19 protein-coding genes are annotated in these 22,318 nt (G+C 44.2%); all 19 read right to left on the reverse strand.

What is annotated here, in order from left to right; translation table 11 throughout:
* Positions 1 to 500: 500 nt before the first annotated feature.
* The 19 genes from NST94_RS27595 to NST94_RS27685 all read right to left on the reverse strand — a co-directional run bounded on the left by NST94_RS27595 (position 501) and on the right by NST94_RS27685 (position 22,316).
* A complete protein-coding gene (locus tag NST94_RS27595) occupies positions 501 to 1,334 on the reverse strand; it encodes a flagellin (protein ID WP_076301440.1) in 834 nt (277 codons plus the stop codon).
* 346 nt (positions 1,335 to 1,680) lie between these two features.
* Positions 1,681 to 1,920, reverse strand: a complete 240-nt coding sequence (gene csrA / locus NST94_RS27600) for a carbon storage regulator CsrA (protein WP_076301559.1) — start codon at positions 1,918 to 1,920, stop codon at positions 1,681 to 1,683.
* Position 1,921: 1 nt separating this feature from the next.
* A complete protein-coding gene (locus tag NST94_RS27605; RefSeq protein ID WP_076301441.1) occupies positions 1,922 to 2,368 on the reverse strand; it encodes a flagellar assembly protein FliW in 447 nt (148 codons plus the stop codon).
* A 100-nt stretch (positions 2,369 to 2,468) separates the two neighbouring features.
* The gene (locus NST94_RS27610; protein ID WP_076301442.1) at positions 2,469 to 3,035 is read right to left on the reverse strand and encodes a DUF6470 family protein; all 567 of its coding nucleotides are present in this window, start codon (positions 3,033 to 3,035) and stop codon (positions 2,469 to 2,471) included.
* Between the two features lie 15 nt (positions 3,036 to 3,050).
* On the reverse strand, positions 3,051 to 3,968 hold the full coding sequence (gene flgL, locus NST94_RS27615; RefSeq protein ID WP_175618901.1) for a flagellar hook-associated protein FlgL: 918 nt from the start codon (positions 3,966 to 3,968) through the stop codon (positions 3,051 to 3,053).
* A 15-nt stretch (positions 3,969 to 3,983) separates the two neighbouring features.
* Positions 3,984 to 5,567 carry a flagellar hook-associated protein FlgK gene (flgK, locus tag NST94_RS27620; protein WP_076301443.1) on the reverse strand — a complete coding sequence of 528 codons (1,584 nt, stop codon included), beginning with the start codon at positions 5,565 to 5,567 and terminating at the stop codon, positions 3,984 to 3,986.
* 54 nt (positions 5,568 to 5,621) lie between these two features.
* Positions 5,622 to 6,122 (reverse strand): flagellar protein FlgN, encoded by a 501-nt coding sequence (locus tag NST94_RS27625; protein WP_076301444.1) that lies wholly within the window; start codon positions 6,120 to 6,122, stop codon positions 5,622 to 5,624.
* 12 nt (positions 6,123 to 6,134) lie between these two features.
* On the reverse strand, positions 6,135 to 6,422 hold the full coding sequence (flgM, locus tag NST94_RS27630) for a flagellar biosynthesis anti-sigma factor FlgM (protein WP_036678454.1): 288 nt from the start codon (positions 6,420 to 6,422) through the stop codon (positions 6,135 to 6,137).
* A gap of 103 nt (positions 6,423 to 6,525) precedes the next feature.
* Positions 6,526 to 6,936 carry a TIGR03826 family flagellar region protein gene (locus NST94_RS27635; RefSeq protein WP_076182297.1) on the reverse strand — a complete coding sequence of 137 codons (411 nt, stop codon included), beginning with the start codon at positions 6,934 to 6,936 and terminating at the stop codon, positions 6,526 to 6,528.
* 166 nt (positions 6,937 to 7,102) lie between these two features.
* On the reverse strand, positions 7,103 to 7,957 hold the full coding sequence (locus NST94_RS27640) for a ComF family protein (protein ID WP_339281486.1): 855 nt from the start codon (positions 7,955 to 7,957) through the stop codon (positions 7,103 to 7,105).
* Positions 7,954 to 9,966: a helicase-related protein gene (locus NST94_RS27645; protein WP_339281487.1), complete on the reverse strand. Its 2,013-nt coding sequence runs from the start codon at positions 9,964 to 9,966 to the stop codon at positions 7,954 to 7,956. Before NST94_RS27645 ends, NST94_RS27640 begins: the two co-directional genes overlap by 4 nt.
* A 137-nt stretch (positions 9,967 to 10,103) precedes the next feature.
* Positions 10,104 to 10,547 carry a glycosyltransferase family A protein gene (locus NST94_RS27650; RefSeq protein WP_076123908.1) on the reverse strand — a complete coding sequence of 148 codons (444 nt, stop codon included), beginning with the start codon at positions 10,545 to 10,547 and terminating at the stop codon, positions 10,104 to 10,106.
* Positions 10,548 to 10,682: 135 nt separating this feature from the next.
* Positions 10,683 to 11,405, reverse strand: coding sequence for a response regulator transcription factor (locus NST94_RS27655; protein WP_036681509.1), 723 nt, complete (start codon positions 11,403 to 11,405; stop codon positions 10,683 to 10,685).
* A gap of 4 nt (positions 11,406 to 11,409) precedes the next feature.
* Positions 11,410 to 12,570, reverse strand: a complete 1,161-nt coding sequence (locus NST94_RS27660) for a sensor histidine kinase (RefSeq protein WP_036681511.1) — start codon at positions 12,568 to 12,570, stop codon at positions 11,410 to 11,412.
* Between the two features lie 57 nt (positions 12,571 to 12,627).
* Positions 12,628 to 15,360 carry a stalk domain-containing protein gene (locus NST94_RS27665; RefSeq protein WP_081383173.1) on the reverse strand — a complete coding sequence of 911 codons (2,733 nt, stop codon included), beginning with the start codon at positions 15,358 to 15,360 and terminating at the stop codon, positions 12,628 to 12,630.
* A gap of 215 nt (positions 15,361 to 15,575) precedes the next feature.
* Positions 15,576 to 19,610, reverse strand: coding sequence for an Ig-like domain-containing protein (locus NST94_RS27670; protein WP_076301446.1), 4,035 nt, complete (start codon positions 19,608 to 19,610; stop codon positions 15,576 to 15,578).
* Positions 19,611 to 19,810: 200 nt separating this feature from the next.
* Positions 19,811 to 21,013, reverse strand: a complete 1,203-nt coding sequence (gene metK / locus NST94_RS27675) for a methionine adenosyltransferase (RefSeq protein ID WP_036681514.1) — start codon at positions 21,011 to 21,013, stop codon at positions 19,811 to 19,813.
* A gap of 340 nt (positions 21,014 to 21,353) precedes the next feature.
* Complete coding sequence (locus NST94_RS27680) at positions 21,354 to 21,623, reverse strand: alpha/beta-type small acid-soluble spore protein (RefSeq protein WP_036681516.1); 270 nt, start codon at positions 21,621 to 21,623, stop codon at positions 21,354 to 21,356.
* Positions 21,624 to 21,776: 153 nt separating this feature from the next.
* Positions 21,777 to 22,316 carry a hypothetical protein gene (locus NST94_RS27685; RefSeq protein WP_280753183.1) on the reverse strand — a complete coding sequence of 180 codons (540 nt, stop codon included), beginning with the start codon at positions 22,314 to 22,316 and terminating at the stop codon, positions 21,777 to 21,779.
* Positions 22,317 to 22,318: the final 2 nt, after the last annotated feature.

Here is a 22,318-nt window from a genome sequence, read left to right on the forward strand (position 1 = left end):
TTCATGAATTTATCCCTCATAAAATGAACCTCTTGAAATCAAGCACGGAACAAATGTTTAGGATTCTTTTACTTAGCCATCTCGATAAAAATTATTATTAATCCATATTTTTTGCCATCAAATCATTATTTTCCAAAAATCCACTAATTTGTTCCTTGACCAATCATCAGCATTTAAAATCAATGTCCAGTCCCTCCTGCATTGTGTTAATGCAAAATTCCTGGCATCAGAAATTTCACCTTCCAGTTATAGTAAAATACTAGGGCTCCGCAATTTCTTTTATATTATCAATAGATCCAGTATCTATTATTACAATCTCATTCACATAATCTTAAACACTTTCAGAGCATCTTTGGATTTTTTAGGCTTCATTTTTACCTATCATAGTTAGTAAAAAGTGTCATTTCCTTCAGCTATCTTTATTGAAATTCAAAATTAATATTAAAGAAAATAAAAAAAGAGATCTTAGGAATCTAAGATCTCTCCTTCCTTCAAATAAATTAACGAAGAAGTTGAAGTACGCCTTGTGGTTGTTGATTTGCTTGAGCCAACATAGCTTGAGCTGCTTGGGCAAGGATACTATTTTTGGTTTGGTTCATCATTTCTTTAGCCATGTCAACATCACGTACTCGGGATTCAGCAGCTGTCAAGTTCTCAGCAGCATTATCTACGTTCGCTATAGAATGTTCCAAACGGTTTTGTAGTGCACCAAGTTTTGAACGTCCTGTTGAAACTTTTACAATATTATCATCTAACAATTTAATTGTAGTTTCAGCATCTGCTTGTGTATTGATTTTTCCTGCTTTTAGATCGGTTGTAATTTGATCCAATTTAATACCATCAAGACTCAAATCCAATTCGATTTTCTGGTCTTTGTTAGCACCAACGTGGATTTGTACTTTACCAGTAGCACCAGCAGTACCGTTCAGCAATTTTTGAGTATTAAACTCAGTATCTGTGTTGATACGGCCAATCTCAGTAGCCAAAGCATCGTACTCATCTTGCAAAGAAGTACGGTCTGCTGCAACGTTTGTATCATTGGCAGATTGTACAGCCAATTCGCGCATACGTTGAGTGATCGAATGTACTTCGTTTAACGAACCTTCTGCTGTTTGAATCAAAGAGATACCATCTTGTGCATTACGTGAGGATTGCTCCAGACCACGAATTTGTCCACGCATTTTCTCGGAGATTGAGAGCCCCGCTGCGTCGTCTCCTGCACGGTTAATACGAAGACCGGAAGACAATTTTTCGATCGACTTATTAGTGTTCGTTGTGTTTGTGCTTAATTGACGGTGTGTATTCAAAGCTGCAATATTGTGGTTAATAATCATTTGATATTTCCTCCCTGAAATAAAATTAGTTCCACATCCTTGTGGTAAACGTAATCCTTTAAGGTCAACACCCTATGGATTGGCGTCTATATTATATATCGACGGCATGTGCCTAAGTGTTTAGTGATTTTTAAAAGTTTTTTTGAGAAATTTACATAATCCTTAAAGTTTCTCTAAGCAAAGCCTTTTTAGTTTTTTCGTATTCCACTACTCACCTTCTTAATTACAAACGCGACTCCATTTCTCCTTCGAATACTAAGTATTCACAAACACTTGATCTTAGCATCGCCAAGAAAAAAGAATCTGCATTTGAACAGATTCAGATTGATACTTCGATCATATAAAATCAGTCCTCTTCTGGACGACGAAGTAAATTGATAAGTGCGTTCAAATCAGATTGGAGAGGAGCAACAGACTCTCGATTAGCTTCCTGGATAGACAGATAAACCTCTTTTCGGAAAATATCGACATGTTTCGGAGCTGCAATACCTAACTTAACAACATCTCCTTCCACTCCCAGGATTGTCAGCTCTATTTGGTCCTGAATGACGATAGACTCTCCTTTTTTGCGAGAAAGTACTAGCATATCATTCATCACCCTTTCCCTTTATAGTAGTGTATCCTTGTAACAAGTTATGTTTCGTAAGATAAGAAGATCTGTGTAGAATAATTTGTTTCCCCATCTTTGTGTCTGGATTAAATACAATTGGACCCAACAAGTTAATTGTGGATTGTTCTACTTGATCCTTTAACGTGATAATACATCTAATTAGCATATTTGACTCAATTTCCAATTCTTCGACCTCATCATTAGGGAGTTCAAATTCGTAAGTAGGATAAAATAAAAAAGGATCACCTAAAAGAAATGAAAGACTTTTCTCTTTTACCGACTGCAAATACCAGAAGGAAGAATCGTCCATAGATAGCAGTGCAAAATCAGTCTCATCATCGAAACCAGGAATCCCCTTCGAGAAATGATATAGCTGTTCCTCATTCACTTCTAATATTCCCCAAGATAATGTCTCTATAATCAAATCAATCTCTCCTTTAAAGTGTTCCCTCGTATAGGTTATTTCATAATAAACAACAGAAAAGCTATAGAAGCGCTTTTCTAGCACATCTATAGCTCAAAAACTACAACTGAACGTTAATTTCTGGTGGTATAAACTGTATGGAAGCGTATTGCTGCATATATATATTCAACTTGCCACGGTTGTACTCAATCTCCGGACGGTGCCCTTCTGTTTGAATGTTAACCTTCGCAGGTCGAAATTCAATTTGTGGAGCCCTGGTCTCAAAATGGATATCAACATTATCGTATGATGCAGGTCCTCTTGTCTCAGGAAACGAATTCGGTTCGGTATCTGTGCCGTATACTTCAGCAATCGTGTTGCCTGGTTTGAAAAATTGGGCCATCCGATTTCCCTGCTCTACCTTCCTAGCAATACCCTGAAGGTATAACTGTTGAATACCTGAATATATTCGTTTGTTCATATCTAACGTATTACCACCATTATAAGCTGCAAAAGCTCTAGATTGATCTATTGTAAGCTCTGGAGGGAAAGACTGAATGTCCCATTCCCCTAAGGTCGTTTCTATAATAACATCCGCCTTGGGTTGAGTAATAGAATAAGCACCTAGATCTGCATCAATACCAAGTATGGCAGGTGTCTGGCGAATTTGCAGAATTGGTTGCAGCAAAGATCCCCACCTCCGTTATCTTATGAAATCCACGAGAGTTGTTGATATAATCTTCGCTCCTACAGATAGTGAGGCGTTGTAGATATTTTCTTGAATCTTTGACTCCATTATTAACCCTTCATAATCTGCATCCTCTGTTTTGGCCTGAAGATCTGTTAAGTTAATATTTAAATCGCTAAGCCGATCCTGCATCAATTCAACGCGGTTAGTCTTAGCCCCAATCTCAGAGCGTGCAGACAAAATAGTCTCCATACGCGTATCAATTACGTCAAGTTGACCTGATATAGCTGTAAAATCACCAGCTTTTAAAGCATTAGAAATATTATTAATGATTGCAAACAGGTTGTCAGCATCTCCAGTATTACCGAAGACTTCATTCCCAGTCATACTTATCGGCATACGTACATCTTCACCTACAATAAACTGAATCTGCCCAATATCTGTAGTAATAGCCTTAGATACATCGTAGGTACCATCCGCACCTTTAACGAAATCATATGGTTTCGTGTTGTATTGCTCGCCATTAAAGATATACTTGCCGTTCAACTTGCTATTAGAAATATCTACAAGTTGTTCTTTTAACTGTAATACTTCTTCATTAATACTATCGAGTGCAGACTGTGGATTACTTCCTGTCGAAGCTTGTACAGTCAATTCACGAATCTTTTGAACGACATCTCCAGCTTGACCCAGCACTGTATCATTGTAATCAAGCCACGAAAGAGCGCTATCTACATTCTTAGTATATTGTTCATTAGAGGAAAGCTCCGCACGATAGCGCAGGGAATACGTGATTCCTACCGGATCATCGGAAGGCTTGTTGATTTTGCGTCCGCTGGAAAGCTGTAACTGTGTATCGTTCATCGTACGTGCATTACGGTTTAAGTTAAGCAGAAGCTGTGAATTCATCATGTTAGAGGTTACTCTCAACATACGCTATATCTCCTTTTATCTGCCGACTGTGCCGGTGGAATTGATCAATTTGTCGAGCAGTTCATCAAAAGTAGTCATAAAACGCGCTGCGGCACTATAAGCATGCTGGAATACTAGCATATTCGACATTTCTTCATCTAGGGATACACCGCTGACTGATTGACGACGGGAGTTAACTTGCTCTACGAGATAATCTGAGTTATCCGTCTGACGTGCAGCCTCTTGGGATTGAATACCAAGTTGACCAACCATAGAACTGAAAAGCCCACCAACAGTGTTGCTCACACTACCGTCTGGCTTAGTAAATTTACTATCCTTCAGGTTCGTCAATAGAAGCGCCAAGGTGTTATTTCCTTTAACGACTTGCGTATTTCCATTCGCATCAACAGTTGTACGAAGCGAAGTTGCAAATAGATTTACGTCAGCTGCAATTTCCGGATTCAGTTTGATCGTTCCAGCCTCACCTGATGTTACAAAGAAATCGCGTCCGACGCTTCCATCCATCGCGTAACCTAACTTGTGAAGTCCGTTTAACCCTTTGACAATGGTCTTGGCGTCCTCATACATTGTTGCGCCCTTAGGCATGGCCTGACCAGCGGTCAAAGTAACTACGGTACCGTCAGCTTGTGTAATCTTGGCATCACTAGTCAACACTGTGCCCTCAGGAAGATTGGAGCCAGCTGGCACTGTAATTTCAACGTCACCTGTAGCAATAGTGCTCGCCAAATCATTGAGCTGTTTCTTGTAATCGGCAACATAGGTATTATTGGAAAAAATCATTCCGTAAGCCTCGCCGCCCTTCAAGGTTCCAGAGGCATAAGCATTATTAAGAAACGCGCCATCTACGGTTGCAGTTACTTCCCCACCCTCTACGAGAGGTTGTCCCCCTAAAGAAATGTTATAACCTGCTTCCGTCTCTACAACAGTAATATTAGCAATTTTGGAGAGCTTGTCCGCCATCAAGTCGCGTTGATCACGTAGATCGTTCGCATGATCCCCCATACCCTCAATCTTATAGATCGATTTATTTAGATCTGCGATCGCGGTCAGGTAACCCTGAGCTTCTTTTGCCTTAACATCTATATTAGTGGTTAGATCCCGCTCCAGATTATTCAGTTGCGTGCTCATATAGTTCATAGCATCCGTCAAAGATTGTGCAGTTTGCACTACAATTTTACGGGCTGTTGGATCTTCAGGGTTCTTACTTAGATCCGACCACGATTTCCAGAAGTTATCCAGAACTGTACGAATGCCTGTATCCGATGGCTCATTAACGATAGCTTCCAGCTTAGAGAGCGTATCTGCTTGAAGACTCCAGTTGCCGAAAGCAGCGTTCTCACCACGGTACTGATCATCCAGAAACATTTCTCGAATCCGATCGATAGATGAGAATTCCACCCCTGTACCCATTTGACCTGGAACGGTAGATTTAAACAATCCGTATGCTTCAATAGGTAAAGAGGCTTGCATATTAACACGTTGACGAGTATAACCTTCGGTATTCGCATTAGCGATATTGTGTCCAGTTGTATTAAGAGCTGCGGTCTGAGTAAAAAGGCTGCGTCTCGCCGTCTCTATCGAGTGAAATGTGGATGTCATGCTTCTTACTCCTCCTTATGTTCTGCTCCGGCAGAACACTTCATCAGTACAATTCTAACCTCGTGCATCAAAAATCCCCGACCGATTTACGTTATTGCCTTTGTCGGACGGACGATGATAAGTAATATCCTGATTTGGTCTTCCGACCAACAGATCCAAAGAATAATCTATAAATGTAAGCGACTGCTCTATCAGCTTCTGATTTAGGTCATTGGCTTCTTTCAGGCGATGTAAAGTGCCCGAAAGCTTCTGCTGAATATGCAGCAGTCGTGCCTTGTCTTCAGGGTCAAATATAAGCCTGGACAGCTCCGTTAGGTTCAGGTTCAGGTTGGAACGAATACCCACGCCTTGCAAAACGGTATATGCGGCTAATATTCGCTCTTCCTCGAGCTGCCCAATTACCTTCATTAGCTTGGACTCACGGTTAAGGATGTCTATTAACGCATCCACCTTGTTATCCATAATCGTCTGTTTCTTCTCAGCGGCCAGATCCAGCATTTGATTATGCACTCCATCTAGCCGCTCCAATAGTTCTATTAATGTCGTCAATGCCATGGATGTTTTCACCTAATTCTCGGAGGATTGCTTAAAGTAAGGGGCGAGTTTCTCTGCTAGCTTAGATGCATCAACTTGATAGGTACCTGCGGAGACCTGCTGCTTTAGATTGTCGATCTTAAGTGCGCGTTCTGGATCATTCTTGCCAGTGTTTTGTGCTTGCAAGAGTTGAATCGCTTCATCAGAGATCGAAACCTCATCCTTGCGTGTGCTTTTCTTCATTTGTTCCTGCCTTTGCGCTTCCGCGCTGCGTTGATACGGATTAATCGCGTTAATTCGTCCGGTCTCGTTAATTTTCATAACTTCCACCTTCCTTCTAATATAAAAAAGCCGATAATCTTTACTAAGTTTATCGGCGTAGACTGAAACATTCTTTATAGCTGCAAACGTTTTTTTGCAGATTTTATAGGTCACGCAGCTTATCTATGGCACGATATGCACCATCAGATGTCTTTTTAGTAGTATCCTCAGCAGAATTTTCCTTGACAGCATTCGTGAGATCTTTCCTGAGCCGACTACGACAGCTGTCACACATATGGCCATCCCGAATCAGTGTACCACACACTTCGCAAGGGTACATCATATTGGGTGCATTAGCTATAGAAATCCGGCCTTCTCGAATAAAGCGGGTAATCTCTTTAATAGAAATCCCCGTAGCATCGGAGAGCTCCTGAATGTTGGTTCCTTTGTTTTCCCGTAAATAATTCACGCAGATCTCATATTCATGCTCCAGCTCTTTGATACAGACCTGGCACAACCCCATAAGATTCTTGACAAACAACCGGCCGCACCTTGGACAATTGTCTAAATTCATAACAAGCAGCCGCTCCTCTCCGTACATTCTGTGCAATGCATAATATTCTTATGCTCCTAGATTACATGATTGCAAGGAATTCGTCTATGGGACAGAAGAAACGCTACCAACCGCAACTAATCCTTAATGGAATGGATATAGCTGTTCACAATCATGCATTTTCGCTTTAGGAACGCGCCCAGGTTAGGCTATAGATTTCTGCAGCATAATCATAGTTAGAAACCATTTGTTTTAGAATTTCGGCACAAGCACGAATCGTGCTTCCGGTTGTATAGATATCATCAACAATAATAATTCGAATAGGACGGCTTACAGGTGAGTTATCTTTCAGCCAATCCTTAAATGGTGTGGAGACTGCCGGATTCGCTCCAAAAGCATTCTTCATATCGGCCAGTCTTTCCGCACGTCCTTTAAAGCTCTGCTTACCCGTATGATGCGTACGAATTAGTAGCGGTAGCTGAGGAATCTTCCTATGACGAGATAGAACATCGGCCAATCTTTCCGCTTGATTGAACCCCCGTTCTAGAAGCCTTGAATCACTGACAGGTACCGGAACTAATAAATCAGCTGACCAAAGGCTGTTTTTTTTGTACCTTATATGTTGAATAAGATGAAAACACGATGCCTTCTGGGATGAAAGAGCCCCCTGTTGCTTTTCCTCCTTTAGGGTTAAATATGCCCTATCCAGCATGAGTCCAAGTAGAGGGGCATATCGTTCATTCCCGCGATATTTATATTGACCGAGCCATTCTCTCATCTCATTAGTGTAGGCTACCGCACTCCGGTTACATACAATGGGTGAGGGCTCAGCGCTGCGAGTGCAGTCTGGACAGCCTACATGCCGCCCACAAACCAAGCAACGTGGAGCGCGTATCCAAGGAATGGATTCCGCACAATCCTTACAGATACCAGGCAGCTGTGAGGACTGTGGGCTGTGCTTCCCGCAGGTTAGACATTGAGACAACGAGGGGGTGAGGAGGAGAGACAAAGATTTTCGTACCCCTATAAGCATGGTATTCATTTAGCCCCACCTTTACGGAAATATCCATGGCGGCGAGCGATGATATTCATAGTACGAATCTGAGCAATCGCTCCACGCTGGGATCGGCTCCACTGAGGGGAGGCAAATACAACATGGCCATCAGGATCATCTTTAGAACGACCAGCACGGCCTGCCATCTGTACCAAAGAGGCTTCGTCAAAAAGACCACTGTCTGCATCCAAAATAAAAACGTCACTGCGTGGCACGGTAACTCCCCGTTCCAGGATCGTAGTAGTTACTAACAAAGAGATGATACGGTTGCGAAAAGCAGTCACCTTTTCTGCCCGAAATGAATCCTTGGACGAGGTGCCTTCAATAACCACGCCGGGAAAGCTACGACGAAGTAGGATCAGCAATCCTTCGATATGAGCTATTCGAGACACAAATAGAAAAATTTGTGCTTTTCGCTCCAGTGACTTTTGAAGATTTTGTATAAGCGATCTTGGCAAACTCCCACGCTTCAGACAGGTTAGAACCGAGGGTATACTCAAATGCTGCGGGATAGGCAAGGGATGACCATGGAAGCGGACAGGCACTCTGGCATGTGGAAGCTTGCCTAACCGGACCAAACGCTGCATTTCTTGTGGTGGCGTAGCTGATAAATAGATGAAAGAGCCGTCCACTTTACAGGCTTGTTCAGCGGCATAGGCCAACATAGGATCATTGTGGTAAGGATACGCATCCAGCTCGTCGATGATTACGAGATCATAACCTTGATGGAAGCGCAGAAGCTGATGGGTGGTCGAGAGCGTTAAGCGACCGCTCACCCAGCGATCTGCGCTGCCGCCATAGAGTACGGCGATAACCTCCGCCGGAAAAGCCCGGGCGAGCCGCGGCACGAGCTCAAGTACGACGTCGCGTCGCGGCGTCGCTACCAGCGCCCGCCCTCCGGCGGCGAGCACTGCCTCTAGGAGCGGGAAGATCATCTCCGTTTTCCCCGCTCCCGTTACCGCCCAGAGTAGAAACCGCTCTGGGCATCTACTGGCGGACCGCTTGCGCGGCTCCGCCAGAAAACCCAGCGCAGCGCCAGCGGCTCCCGCCTGCGCTGGGCTCAGCCCCCACCGGCCTGCGGCCCCGGCGGGGTCAAGGGCGGCCGTGCACCGCACGGCCGGAAGTGCTGCGCTGCGCAGCAGCAGCGCACAAGCCCGGCTGCGCCCAAGCGCGAGGCAGGCCTCGCAATAGGCGCAGCCCATAAGCCCGCACGCGGCGCATGCCGTGCGGCCGGTGGGCACGCTGCCGCAACGCAGGCAGCGCGAAACCGCGCGGCGAGCGACAGCGCCGCGCCGCAATGCGTGCGGCAGCCTAGCCGCCGCACGCATCATAACGCCAGCACCCGCAGGGAGCTGGCGGGCTCGCGCCCCGTGCGCAGCCGGGGTCGCACTGCCTACGGCGGCTGTAAGCATCAGCCGCCCCTGCAGATGCGCCAGTTGTGCCGCCTGGCGCCAGCAACCCCCTAGCTCTGGCAATTCTTCTGCCAGCAGCGCTTCTACTTCCGGCTCCAATAAAGAGCGCCCGGCCACAGCCCGCAATAATTGTTCTGAATCCGATTCTAGTAATCCAGATTCAAAATCCTCTTTTTCACACCAATCGTATCTTTCATTCTTCTTATTGTCCTGATCTATTCCGAAACTTGATTCATTAGGCTTCCATATGAATATTCCATCATTCAACCACTGAGCCTCCCACTGTCCCCCTGCCTCTTTCTCCTCTCTCAACTCAGCCTCAAGCATACTATTAATATATTGCCCCCACTCCTTAATCCCCCAGGTGCTCATTGCGCTTCTTTGTTTAAAGTTGTCCCGGAGCTTCACAGCCCAACCTAGCGGCAACGCAGAAGAAAGCAGAACCAAACTATTCGCCGCTAAGGAACTCCCAGCTTTCTTCTCCGGTCTAGCTACAGACCACCACCATCTATCCACGCTAAGATCTAATGAAATTTCAACCCTCCAGCTCCCCTTGCATTCCACAGCATATACAGCGACTTGCATAAAATCCCTCCTACCTTTCGCTTGTACTTAGCAACTCCATATTTGATCCCAAATTCACGACTCCGTCTCCCCAAATGCAAAAAGCACACTCCCCCAGTTCTTGGAGAGTGTGCTTCACCCGTTACTTACATATTTACTTAAGATCTGTTGCGCTTTGATTCGCATCCCCTACTTCCTGCCATCCCCATAAAAGGCAGCGATACAGACTGCCCTGACAGCCGCAAGTCTACTACAATTCCTTCATGCTGCAATTCTTCACTCATCTGAAGAGAGTACATAGATGTTGCAAGATCGATAGAGCAGCCGCTAGCGGCCATTTTGGAAACTATCCCAAGTGTTCCATCGCTCGAACCATCATCCATGAACGTTACTCGCAATCGTTTTCCGGTTAGAAGAGCTTGAAATGTCAGTGCCCGAATGTACCATTCCACAACAGATTCATGATTGCGGGTAATAAAAATATAATGAATCCATTTTCCGGACTGCGGTGTTTTACGCACCTTCTGCCGGTTATGCAACATATGAATCATCACTGCAGCGGATACATAAACAACCGCAATCCATATCAACTGGGCTACCATGGAGATGCACCTCCTCTGTATACCAACACTATATGCCGGCATTAAAAGGTCGGTGACTGCCTAGAACACCCATCAGGGAAGCAAGCTGTGTCTACTTAATTTCTTTCCTATATGTAACGTATTACCGTGAAGCTTCTACAAGGTTACCCAGCCATATTTAATCGAATTAATAACGGCTTGAGTCCGATCATCCACTTCCATTTTTTGCAAAATACTGCTAACATGGTTTTTAACTGTTTTTTCACTAATGAATAAATATTCACCAATCATTTTGTTGCTCTTACCTTCAGCCATTAGACGCAGCACTTCTGCTTCACGACGGGTCAGAGGATTGTTGTCGCCAGCAATAAATTTAACACCAGCTTCCTTCACCACTGTATCTGTAGTTACACCAGTCTCGTTAAGGTAAGTCATACGCCGCAATTGATTGATAAGCTTTCCAGTAACCTTTGGATGGATAAAGGCATGTCCTTCACAGACCGAACGAATGGCATTAATAAGGGATTCGGCCTCCATATCCTTCAATAAATAACCATTGGCGCCCTTACGAAGGGTCTCAAATACATAACTCTCATCATCATGAATGGATAAAATAATTACCTTAACCTCCGGGAACATTTCCCGAAGTTTTTGAGTGGCTTCTACGCCATTCTCAACAGGCATATTGATGTCCATCAATACGATGTCCGGTTTAGTACCGTTACAAAACTCTAATACCTGAATACCGTCGCCGCACTCCCCTATGACCTCGATATCCTCCTCCATATTCAAAATGCGTTTCAGCCCTTCACGAAAAAGCTGATGATCATCCGCCAAAAGAACCTTAATGGGCGTTTTACTAGAGTTTAAGTTCTCCATCACACTACTCCTTCCCCTTCTCCACATTCGTCGGAATATGGATCACGATTGTTGTCCCCTGATTCTCGGCTGATACAATTTCCATTCTTCCTTCAAGCAGTTCTACACGTTCCCGCATACCTACTAGCCCGAAGCTTTCCCGATTACCTTGCTGATTTTTTAACTTTTGTACATTAAAGCCTAATCCGTTATCTTTAATCACAATCTTAATTAACTGCGCTTGGTATGTAATCTCCACCAATACGAAGCTTGGGTAGGCATGTTTTGCTGCATTAGACAATGCTTCCTGAACCAGACGATATACCGCCGCCTCCATCGCTGAAGATAGTCGGTGTTCCTGTCCCCGGGTTTCCAGAGTCGTCCGCAGTTTCGTCTTTTCTTCAAAATCATGCACATATTTCCGCAAAGTCGGAATCAAGCCCAAATCATCGAGAGCCATCGGTCGTAAATTAAAAATAACCTTACGCATTTCTTCCAGGCTGTTACGAACCTGCCCTTTTAAATCTACTACTTCGTCCTGCACCAGCCCAAATTCCTGCTTTACCAGCATTCTTTCTACAATTTCCGTCCTAAGGACTAGATTTGCCAGCATTTGAGCGGGACCATCATGAATTTCCCGGGCAATTCTCTTCCGTTCTTCTTCTTGAGCCAGGATAATTTTGAGTCCGATCATCTGTCTGTTCTTCGCCGATTCGACAATTCTCGTCACTTGGCCTAGTTCTCCCGACAAATATTCGAGCACTACGCTCATTTGCGAACCAATTGACTCTGCACGCTCTACAGAATTTTCGACACTGCGCACTCGCATTTGTAATTCATCACGTCTGCTTCGAAGATAGACCTCTCGCTCACGCGTCATCATGAGTTCGAGCTGAAGCTCTGTAGCCTTCTCATAAGCAATACGGATATCCTTCTCTGAGTAGCGGACAAAGTCCCGGCTGACCTCTGTCAGCCGGATTCTGGAGCGGTGATACTGTAACTCCAGCTTGTCTACCTTTTTCAACGTTTCATCCGTTTCGTCCATGACCCGCTGCAGTTCCTTGTTGAGTGCAGCAAGTTCATCACGTGCAACCTGCAATATTTCAAAAATCTGATACTTGCTGCTCTCCATCACGTCGATGGTATTTTTAATAACGCGATCAATCGCATCGGCTTGAAATTCCACGGATGCTTGCCCCTTTTCTATCGGATCGTATTAAGGTTTTCCTTATATATTAACATATCACGATTCGATAGTTACGGTCTTCGTTTTCTGTTCCCATTTTACAGTTAATCCTAACTGTTCAGAAACCAGTCTCAGAGGTACTAAAGTCCTACCCTGTAAAATAATAGGTGCTACTTCAGCACTTTGTCGCTTACCATTTAACAGGTATTCCTTTTTATTTACCGTCAGATCCAGTGCCTTGGCTCCGCGCAACACCATGATCTTCTTATTCACCTGATCCCAGGTAGCATTCCCTCCAAAAGCATCCAGCACATAACGGATCGGCACATAAGTACTGCCGTCTTTCACAATTGGAGCTACATCAATAGCCTTCTTATTTCCGTTTACGGTCATTGCTTTGGAGCCGATGCTCATCGAAGCTGTACCCTTTGGTAACCCTGCATCACTGGAAAGTGAAGGCATTGTGAAGGTGATATTATCAAAAGCAACGGTACCTGTCTTCGCCCGTTCATCTTGGCCTTCCTCTACGTTGACTACATAAAGTCTCTTCAGCGTAGCCGGGAATTTAATCCCTGATCCTGACAAGTCGATGTTTATGTTCTTCCAACCGTTCCAATCGATAATCTTCGCAAGATCTACATAGGCTGTAGCTCCACTATTGTCTACAAACTCAGCACGCAGCCAATTTAAGCTCATATCGCCCATCACATCAACTGACATCGAAGTTGCAAGCGCTGGAACGGCTTTTCCACTTGTGCCGTTAAGTTGAGCATAAGCGTACATTTTACCGCTGCCAGCCGTCATATCATAACTGAGTGACAGCACCTTGGAGCCTACTCTTTCAGCCGATCCGTCTACTATCGTTGCAGTCCCCTGTACCGCTGGCACATTGGTAGTAAAGTTGACTGGATAACTTACCTTCTCGAAATCTTCCCATGTTGTAGCTGCTGCTGTCGATAATACAACCGCTGTGCTAAATCCATCATAACGAGCAATAGCGTAACCTGTAGTAACCCCTGCATCCACAGAGTTTACAGTAAGCTTGCCATTTTGCACGACTCCCTTAAAGCCTACAAACTCCCACTTCAGCGCTGAATCTGGAACGCTTATGGTTGCTCCACTCTTCGTAGAGGCCTTTACAGGGACAGATACAGTTGTCCCAGCTGTCAGTGGCGCTGTAGCAGTGCCTACACTCATGCTGGATAGATCATCTCCACCCAAGACTGTAAGGGTTGTAGAAGCGCTTGCTACGCCGCTTTTAGCCGTTAAGGTAACGGTGCCTGGCTTCACTGCCGTTACTTCTCCTGCACTTACAGTTGCGCTTCCTCCGCTTGATGTCCAAGTAGGATTGCCTGCTGCTACATCTATAGGGTTATAGTAAGTGTCATAACCTTTTAACGAATAAGTAGCCTTTTGTCCAACTAATAGCGAAGTGCTTCCGCTAATTTTAATTCCTTTTACTTCACCTTGTGGTGCGTTAGTATAAACACCAAGCGCGTTAACAATGCTGCGCTGCTCTGTGCCATACTCTGTATTAAAGGTTAGTGTGGCTGAGCTTTCACCAAGAGGCCGGTCTACCATCGTTGTAGAGCCGCCTCCGTCTAAGTTAAGCCCTTTCCAGACTCCAATATTGGTCATAAAAGATTGCAGCTCGGTCAATGACATTCCTGAGCTGTTGCCATTTTTTTCAGTAGCTATAATATAAACATAACGTCCATCCTGAGAGTATCCTAAAGCCGTACGTGCACGATAACCGCCAATGCTGCTAGTCGAGCGAGAGAACGTTGCAGCTTTTCCGTTATTTACAAGAATCGTATGTCCACCAATCATTGTTTGCAGATTAGCAGGATCTAGCGATTGCTGCGTAGTCTTGGATTTCAGGGAGTACACACTTGTTACCGGTTGTCCTACAGTCAGATGGGCAGTAACATACCGTGCGGCTAAGCCATGGGCCCGCAAAATATAAGCTCCCTTTGGAACCGCTGTAGGAAGCGCAGCATTTTCAGATATTTGAGTAACTACGCCGTTCTCAACGAGCACCTCTGTCGGTGTGGTTGAGCTGTTTTTGGGACGATCGAGTGCGGTCCATACATCCGTATAGATGTACATTGCATTAGCATGGCTATAAGTAGAGCTTCCACCTTCAGGACTATAAGCACCTTTATTGATACCGGATATCTCAAACTGTGCGCCGTCAGGTGCGGTTACCATTCCTTCAAAGCTGAACTCATCAATAAGAGGCTTGCGGTCCTTAGTCACTGCAAAGGCATACATTCCATCCAATTGCGAAGGGGTGGATACCAATACTCCACTGGATACTTGTCCACCAATCGGAGCGCCTTCCCCGCCTGTATTAAAATAATCTCCGTTTACTGCAGCCACGGCTCCAGTTTCCTTAGCCATCCCGCCAGTACTTTGACGTGTTGTCAGGTTTCCACCTTTACCTGTCATAACATCTAATGAAACATATGGATTGTTGAGGTCAACGCGAATAACATCCGCCAAGCCAGAAGCACTCGCTCCTGAACGTGTAGCCGTATATTTGTATTTCATCATAATGGCGCCCGAAGTAATTACTTCTTCTCCCAGCTTGCTTACTTTAAAATTAGATGTGGCTGCGGCAGCAATTGGTGTGGAACTATGACCAAACATTGCTAAGCCTTCACTGCCAATTACCGGCATAATCCACAACACACCTGCTAATGAAGCGGCAACCCATTTTTTAGTAGATGATAATTTTATTCCCCGAACAACTTCTCTACTCTTCTTCTCCATGAAAACTTCATTCATTTCGACGTAACTCTCCCATCTCTTTTTTACTCTTCAAGTCCGTTATCAAAAGTCTGGAAACTGGTTCCTATTTTTCTAGTACTCTTTTAATAGACTGAAAATAAGCGAAAAAGTTGCGAAATTGAGAGATTTCAAGCTTTATAGAGTCTCGTAGCACAAACTATTAACATAAAAAAAAGCCCAGCAGAATGCCAGGCTTTACCAATCAATTTATTCTACAAATAATCTGTTTGCTTCAGCATCCGATGCAACATCACAGCAGCTTGTGCACGAGTGGCATTACCCTGAGGTTGGAACTCACTTGTGGTCATTCCCAAAATAATCCCCGATTGCACAGCTTTAGCTACGAATTCTGCACTTTGATTCTGAATTTTGGACTTATCCTTAAAGCGAGCCAGTGTTGAGGCAGAAGTGCCGCTTAATGTAATAGGATGTTTGGTGTATTCCATTGCCCGAATCATCATGATTGCCATCTGCTCACGAGTGATATTATCGTTAGGCCGGAAGGAGCCATCCGTGTTCCCTGTAATAATACCAGCCTTAGCTGCTGCACCAATATAGTCTCCAGTTTGTGTAGAAGGCTGCACATCCCGGAAGCGCTGTGCGGTCTCGCGATCGCCTAGCAAACCAAGTCCCCGGCTAAGCATTACTGCAAACTCTGCACGGGTAATCTTTTTTTCTGGACTAAATGTAGTCCCGTAACTGCTATCGATAATAGTTTTTGCACTAAGCTCTGCTACGATCGAATTACTCCAATGCTTACTCATATCTGAGAAGGCCCGGGTTGATATAAAAGTTCCTAACACCTGATTACCCTCCGTACGAGCACGAATAATCGTATAGCTACCTACCGTACTTACTTTTGTTGGCAGATAGGCTGCATCGTAATAGGAAAGATCCAGTCTAGCAGCAGATGTCTGCGCATTGTTCAATGAAGAAGTTGTACGCACAGTGTATTCTCCAGGTACCGATAATGCCTTAGCATTAGAATAATTGCTGCTTACTATCGCAGTCACCCGGACATCCATAAGACTAGTAACGCTCTGCATCCCCATAGTTTTTAGCTTTTGCTCAAATGGGGAGAACGTACCTGCCGGAACCTTTTCTAAGCGGAACACCAGCGAGATATTTTTACTATCTGCAATCAAGCTAGTCGCTAATCCGTTCATATCGATATCGTCTAGTCCTACGCTATATAAGTGATCGCCATAACGTATCATAAATTTTGTGATTTTACTACGATTTACAGCATCAAGCAAAGGCTTTAAAGGAACAGTCACATAGGCCGATTGTTCTGTAGCAGGCACCTCAAAAGCTAATGTATCACTACTTGCCTTATACAGATATTCATAACTGGCCGTCAGGCGATCTGTGTTTAAGGTATATCTTTTTACAGATTGATTGTATAACGAACGGTCATCCACGATTTGTGAAGAGTCACTCTTCAGCAGCGCGTATTCTTTTCCAAACTCACTTGTTGCAAGCGTCCCTAGATAGGATGGACGATTTCCCGTTCCGGTGCTCACGCCGGTTAGGTTCTTAACAGAGAGAGAAGAGAATGAGGACAGTATATTACCGTTCAAATCCTTGATCGTACCTGAACCTGACATATAGGACAAATCGATAGTTTGCCCGGTCTTTACTACTGAGGATGTTGTTATTTTCAAAATATCCCCTGACAAAGTGTAGTTTTGTACACCCATACTGCTCCCATCTGCTCTAACTCCGAACTGATTAGCGTAGAGGGAACCAGATGCCTGCATGTTTTTACTGAATGTAACCGTAAGCTCGTCGCCATTGATGGTGGCAGAACTAATCTCAGGTATGCTAGTTCCGCTGTTTTCCGAGATGGACACAGGCTGCAGGTTAATATAAGCTGCACGGTTTCCATTTAAATCGCTTATTCCGGTAGTCCCCGGAACATAGGATACAGTAACATTCTGATTCACCGTCAAAGCACTCTGGAGCGTTAGCGTGACCTGTGAGCCACTGACCGATACATTCGTAACATAATTAGGAGTGCTGCCAACAAGCACAGAGAACTGGCTGTTCATCGGGAGGTTTGTCGTTGACAAGCCTTCATTGTAATTCAGAAGGATTTTATTGCCACCTCCGGTTGCACTTTGGAACACGGGTGGAATTGTATCATTGCTGTTGCGAATGTAGAAATCTGTGAAATCCGCAATATTTTGTCCAAAAGAATTCTGCAAAGGATAAGAGCCTGCATAATAGGAGACACGAACGGTCTGGCCATTAGAAGCATCGCTATTTAAGCCTAAATATACAGTGTTCCCGCTGGAGCTTATGGAGCTGACCCCTAGGGATCCCCCATCTGAAGTCACTAGAAACTGACTATGTGCGTAAGAGGAAACTGCCTTTAAGGAGTCATTGAAATTCAACGCTACAGTTCTACCCGTGATCCGTCCATCTTTGGGTGTAGGCATGGAGGACTCGATAGTGTTAGTAACCTGCTTTGAGCTAAAGGTGCTGGCTGCATTTCCGCTTGGATCTTGAATGGTCCGCAGGCCACCTGTATAGCTAACCTTCACGTTCTGTCCAACCGCTACCCCTGTACTGAGTACCACATAGGCGCTGTCTCCCTGGATATAGACACTTTCAATTGTACGATTCTCATCATTCACCGTAGCACCAAAGCTGGAGATCAACAGTGCAATGGAAGAGTTGAGGCTCTCATTGTATTTTAAACGAATGGTCCGATTGTTCTCGAGTGATGCAGATGTGAGCTGTGGAGCTGTTTTGTCCTGAGACAAGGTCCGGAAGCTCCATGAATTTTTTCCGCTTAGTCCATCATAGATAACATTAGCATCAATAGCGTCTACAAAAGCTCCTTTAGCAATATCAATATAATAGGTTGAGTCGCTATCTAAAGCTGTTTTAGGTGTAATTACATATTCGTTTGCAGCAGTTGTACTCCGGTTAACAGTAACCGGAACCTGTGCGCCGCCACTTTTATAAAGTGCTACGCCATTTTCCACAGCACTGTTATAATTCACATTACGATTGAATGTGACAGAAAATGATCTGTTGTTAGCTATGGATTCACTCCGGTCAGCCGGATTTAGCGCGCTTACGTTAAGTCCTGTCAAAGAAGCCGTTGTAAATGTCCAGGTATACGCACCCGAAGCCGGAAATACATTTCCGTCTTGATCGTAAAAAGCTCCCTGCGGTATCGTCACCGTATACTGCGTACTGTTTAGCAAGGGTGATGCTGCTGATGCTGGAAGCAATGTTATAGTTCTGCTGCTTCCTCCTGTAACGGCTGGGGAGTTTACATTAAGCCATCTCGTTCTAGCATCGTTAGCTGCACCTGGAGATACTGTTATGGTTCCAGCTGCAGGCATCATAGGACGATCAAATGTAAGTTGTAGGGCTCCAGTGGTAGATACCCCACCTGATCCGTTTGCCGGTGCAGGAGTCACTGGAATCTCTGCCACACCTTTAGTAGAGAAGCTCCATACATCACCGCTTGAAATCCCGGAATACGTTCGATTATCAACATCCTTAAAAGCATAAGAATCTATAAGAACATAATAGTTACTTCCGGAGGCCAATGTTTTATCCAATGTTAGTTTAACTGTAGTAGAGTTAGCATCAGTCTGAACGTTGACTCTAGTATCATCATCCTTAATTTTGAACTCTTGAACGGTTGCATTATCTGCAGACGACAAAATTCGAATGGAACCTCCACCTTTTATCAGGTTTTTATTTAAGGTTAGACTTAGCTCCTTAAGGGCTCCTGCATCCACTCTTGTATTATTAGCAGGTGAAAAGTTGCCTGCCGTAATCGCTGTATTACTCTCAGGCGCAGTAGTAAATGCCCATGAAGTAACACCTGACTCATTACCATCATTATCCTTGAACAACCCCTTAGGGATTGTTACTGTATAAGTCTTGTTTGAAGTAAACTGTTGATTTAGCTTAAGCTCGTAATCTTTTGAACTACCAATTAGACCATAGCTACCAATAGGAATCGTTAAAAAAGGTGAGCTATCACCTTGACCCGTAATAGTAATTTCACCTGACTGCGGGTTTACTTGACGATCAAAGCTCAGTCTAAGGGATGATCCGATATTTACATAACTTGCTCCAGGCGCTGGTGAGACTGTTATACCAAACTCTGATGCAGCGTACACTGCTGAATTCCCTATTCCAATAGCAGGATAACCCGAACCAAGTACTAACTCTCCCGCTAGAATAAGTGCCGTCCATATTGAAATTTTTCTTTTCATTCCGTGATAGACTCCTCTCAAGCCATACTATCGTCTTTATGTATATTCTTATATTTCGGCTAAAAGGCTGGCAAAGTTTAGTAGTCTACTTCTCTATGGTTAGATTCACTAGCCTTGCTCGTTTTCGCACGCAAAATAACCCGCAGAGTTGACACCATGGCCAACTTGCGGGCTAACATATTATAAGACCGTATGATAAATTACAACCCTGCTTGATCTCTTAGCAATTCTGCTTTATCTACGCGTTCCCATGGAAGATCAACATCAGTACGTCCGAAATGACCGTAAGCTGCAGTTTGTCTATAAATCGGTTTACGCAAATCAAGCATAGAAATGATGCCCGCAGGGCGAAGATCAAAGTTGTTGCTGATCAGTTGAACCATTTTCTCTTCACTGATTTTACCTGTTCCGTATGTATCCACATTTATCGAGACAGGAGTAGCTACACCGATGGCATAGGCAAGTTGGATCTCACATTTGTCGGCCAAACCAGCAGCTACAAGATTCTTAGCTACATAACGAGCCGCGTAAGCCGCAGAACGGTCCACTTTAGTTGGATCCTTACCTGAGAATGCTCCGCCGCCATGACGAGCATAACCGCCGTATGTATCGACGATAATCTTACGGCCAGTTAGACCAGCATCCCCTTGAGGACCCCCAATAACAAAACGTCCGGTTGGGTTAATAAAGTATTTGGTTTCTGCATCAAGCAGTTCCGCAGGAACAACAGGCAAAATAACATGTTCTTTAATATCCGCCTGAATTTGTTCAAGAGAAATTTCCTCTGCATGTTGTGTAGATACTACGATAGCGTCTACGCGTACAGGTTTTTCATCTTGATACTCAATCGTAACTTGTGTTTTGCCGTCTGGACGAAGATAGTCCAAGGTTCCGTTCTTTCGAACTTCAGATAAACGACGTGCAATACGATGTGATAAAGCAATCGGCAGTGGCATCAGTTCAGGTGTCTCGTTCGTAGCAAAACCAAACATGAGCCCTTGATCGCCTGCACCAATATTAGCTGTTTCTTCAGCTACTTGAGCAGGATCACGGTGTTCTAAAGCAGAGTTAACACCTTGGGCAATATCAGCGGACTGCTCGTTAAGAGAACTCAACACAGCACATGTATTATAGTCGAAACCATATTTTGCACGTGTGTATCCAATTTCTTTGATGGTATTGCGTACGATGGCAGGAATATCAACATACTCTGATTTGGTACTGATTTCCCCGATCACCAGTACAAGACCTGTTGCTACTGCTACTTCGCAGGCTACACGTGCATTAGGATCATTAACTAAAAATGCATCCAATACCGCGTCGGAAATCTGGTCACAGATTTTATCCGGATGCCCTTCCGTAACGGACTCAGAAGTAAACAAATGACGCCCTTTAATAGACAAGTATAACAACCTCCCATATGGTTAGTCTGACACTGTATAAGGGATTCCTTAATGATAACAGGCCAAATAATAAAACTAAATAATATAAATAATTCAGGTTTGCCTGATTTCTTTTTATGAAGGATTTTTGCAAAATTTGATGCCTACATTCACTAAACTCTTCAAAAAAATGAACCTTTTCCATATGGAAAAGGTTTAAGGCTTTCCTCAAAAGTCATATTATCTTATTTAGGGGGTGGTGTCAATTAAACACAGAACCCCCCGTGAGAGTATGAATATTGATTTCACGCTATAAAAAAGCAATATCAGACAAGGAATAAGGCCATCCTAACCCCTGATATTATTGAAAAAGAGACTGTTCAGCTTGCTTAATGAGTCTCTTCGTAATTTCTCCTCCAACAGACCCATTATCCCTTGAACTCAGATGCCCAAGGTACTGACTACGGCCAGAACCACTACCTCCGACTGCTCCTAACTCAGAAGCAAACTCCGTGTCTGCCCCGCCTCCATAATGAGCCCCATATAAACCAAATTCAGCTGCAATTTCATATTGCATTTGTTTCAGCATTGTCCGACTTTCAGGTACGACTGTACGATTATTACGTGCCATGTTACAGCACCTCCTGTGAATTTGTAAGATTACAGGAATATTGTGCGTCCATCACTTAATCTTCAATCGCGCCAATGATTTGTAACTTTGGAAAACAGTTTGAAGGTATGATTAAGTCCGTTTACGGGCATTATGAATATATATCATTACACATTATTTCAAGGTATATCCACCACGAACCATCACAACAAGACCAAGCGTTTGACCCTCTTGAACAGCTATTCCACGACCATCACGAGGGAAGGACAATAAGTGGTTAGATGGTGCAGCTAGTCCGTTTGTAAGATCTTTACCGTCTGTTAAATCGGCCACACCATTGGCATCTTGTGAAACGATTACTGCTTTACCCGCGCGAACGATAAATTCAGCGCCTGCAGAAGCAATTAAAGTTTGGCCGGGCTTCACATCAACAATCACAGATTCATTACTGCTATTTTGACCAGGCGTAGCTACTGGCGCTGTGGTTGCACTAGGCGCAGGTGTAGCACTCGCTACCGGAGTCGTCACTGTACCATCTGATAGTGCTTTCTGAATTTGCTGATCTACGTAGCTTTTCGTAACTACAGGATCATCCGTTGTGCCAGGCTGAGAGCCAACACCAGCACCTTCAGCAGTAATGTTTAGCAGAGATCCAGCCCATACACCACCAGCCAGCAATACGGCTGCGGTTGTTACTTTCCATACCGATTTCAAAG

This window comes from Paenibacillus sp. FSL H8-0282, from assembly GCF_037963825.1.
Taxonomy (GTDB): Bacteria; Bacillota; Bacilli; order Paenibacillales; family Paenibacillaceae; genus Paenibacillus_AQ; species Paenibacillus_AQ odorifer.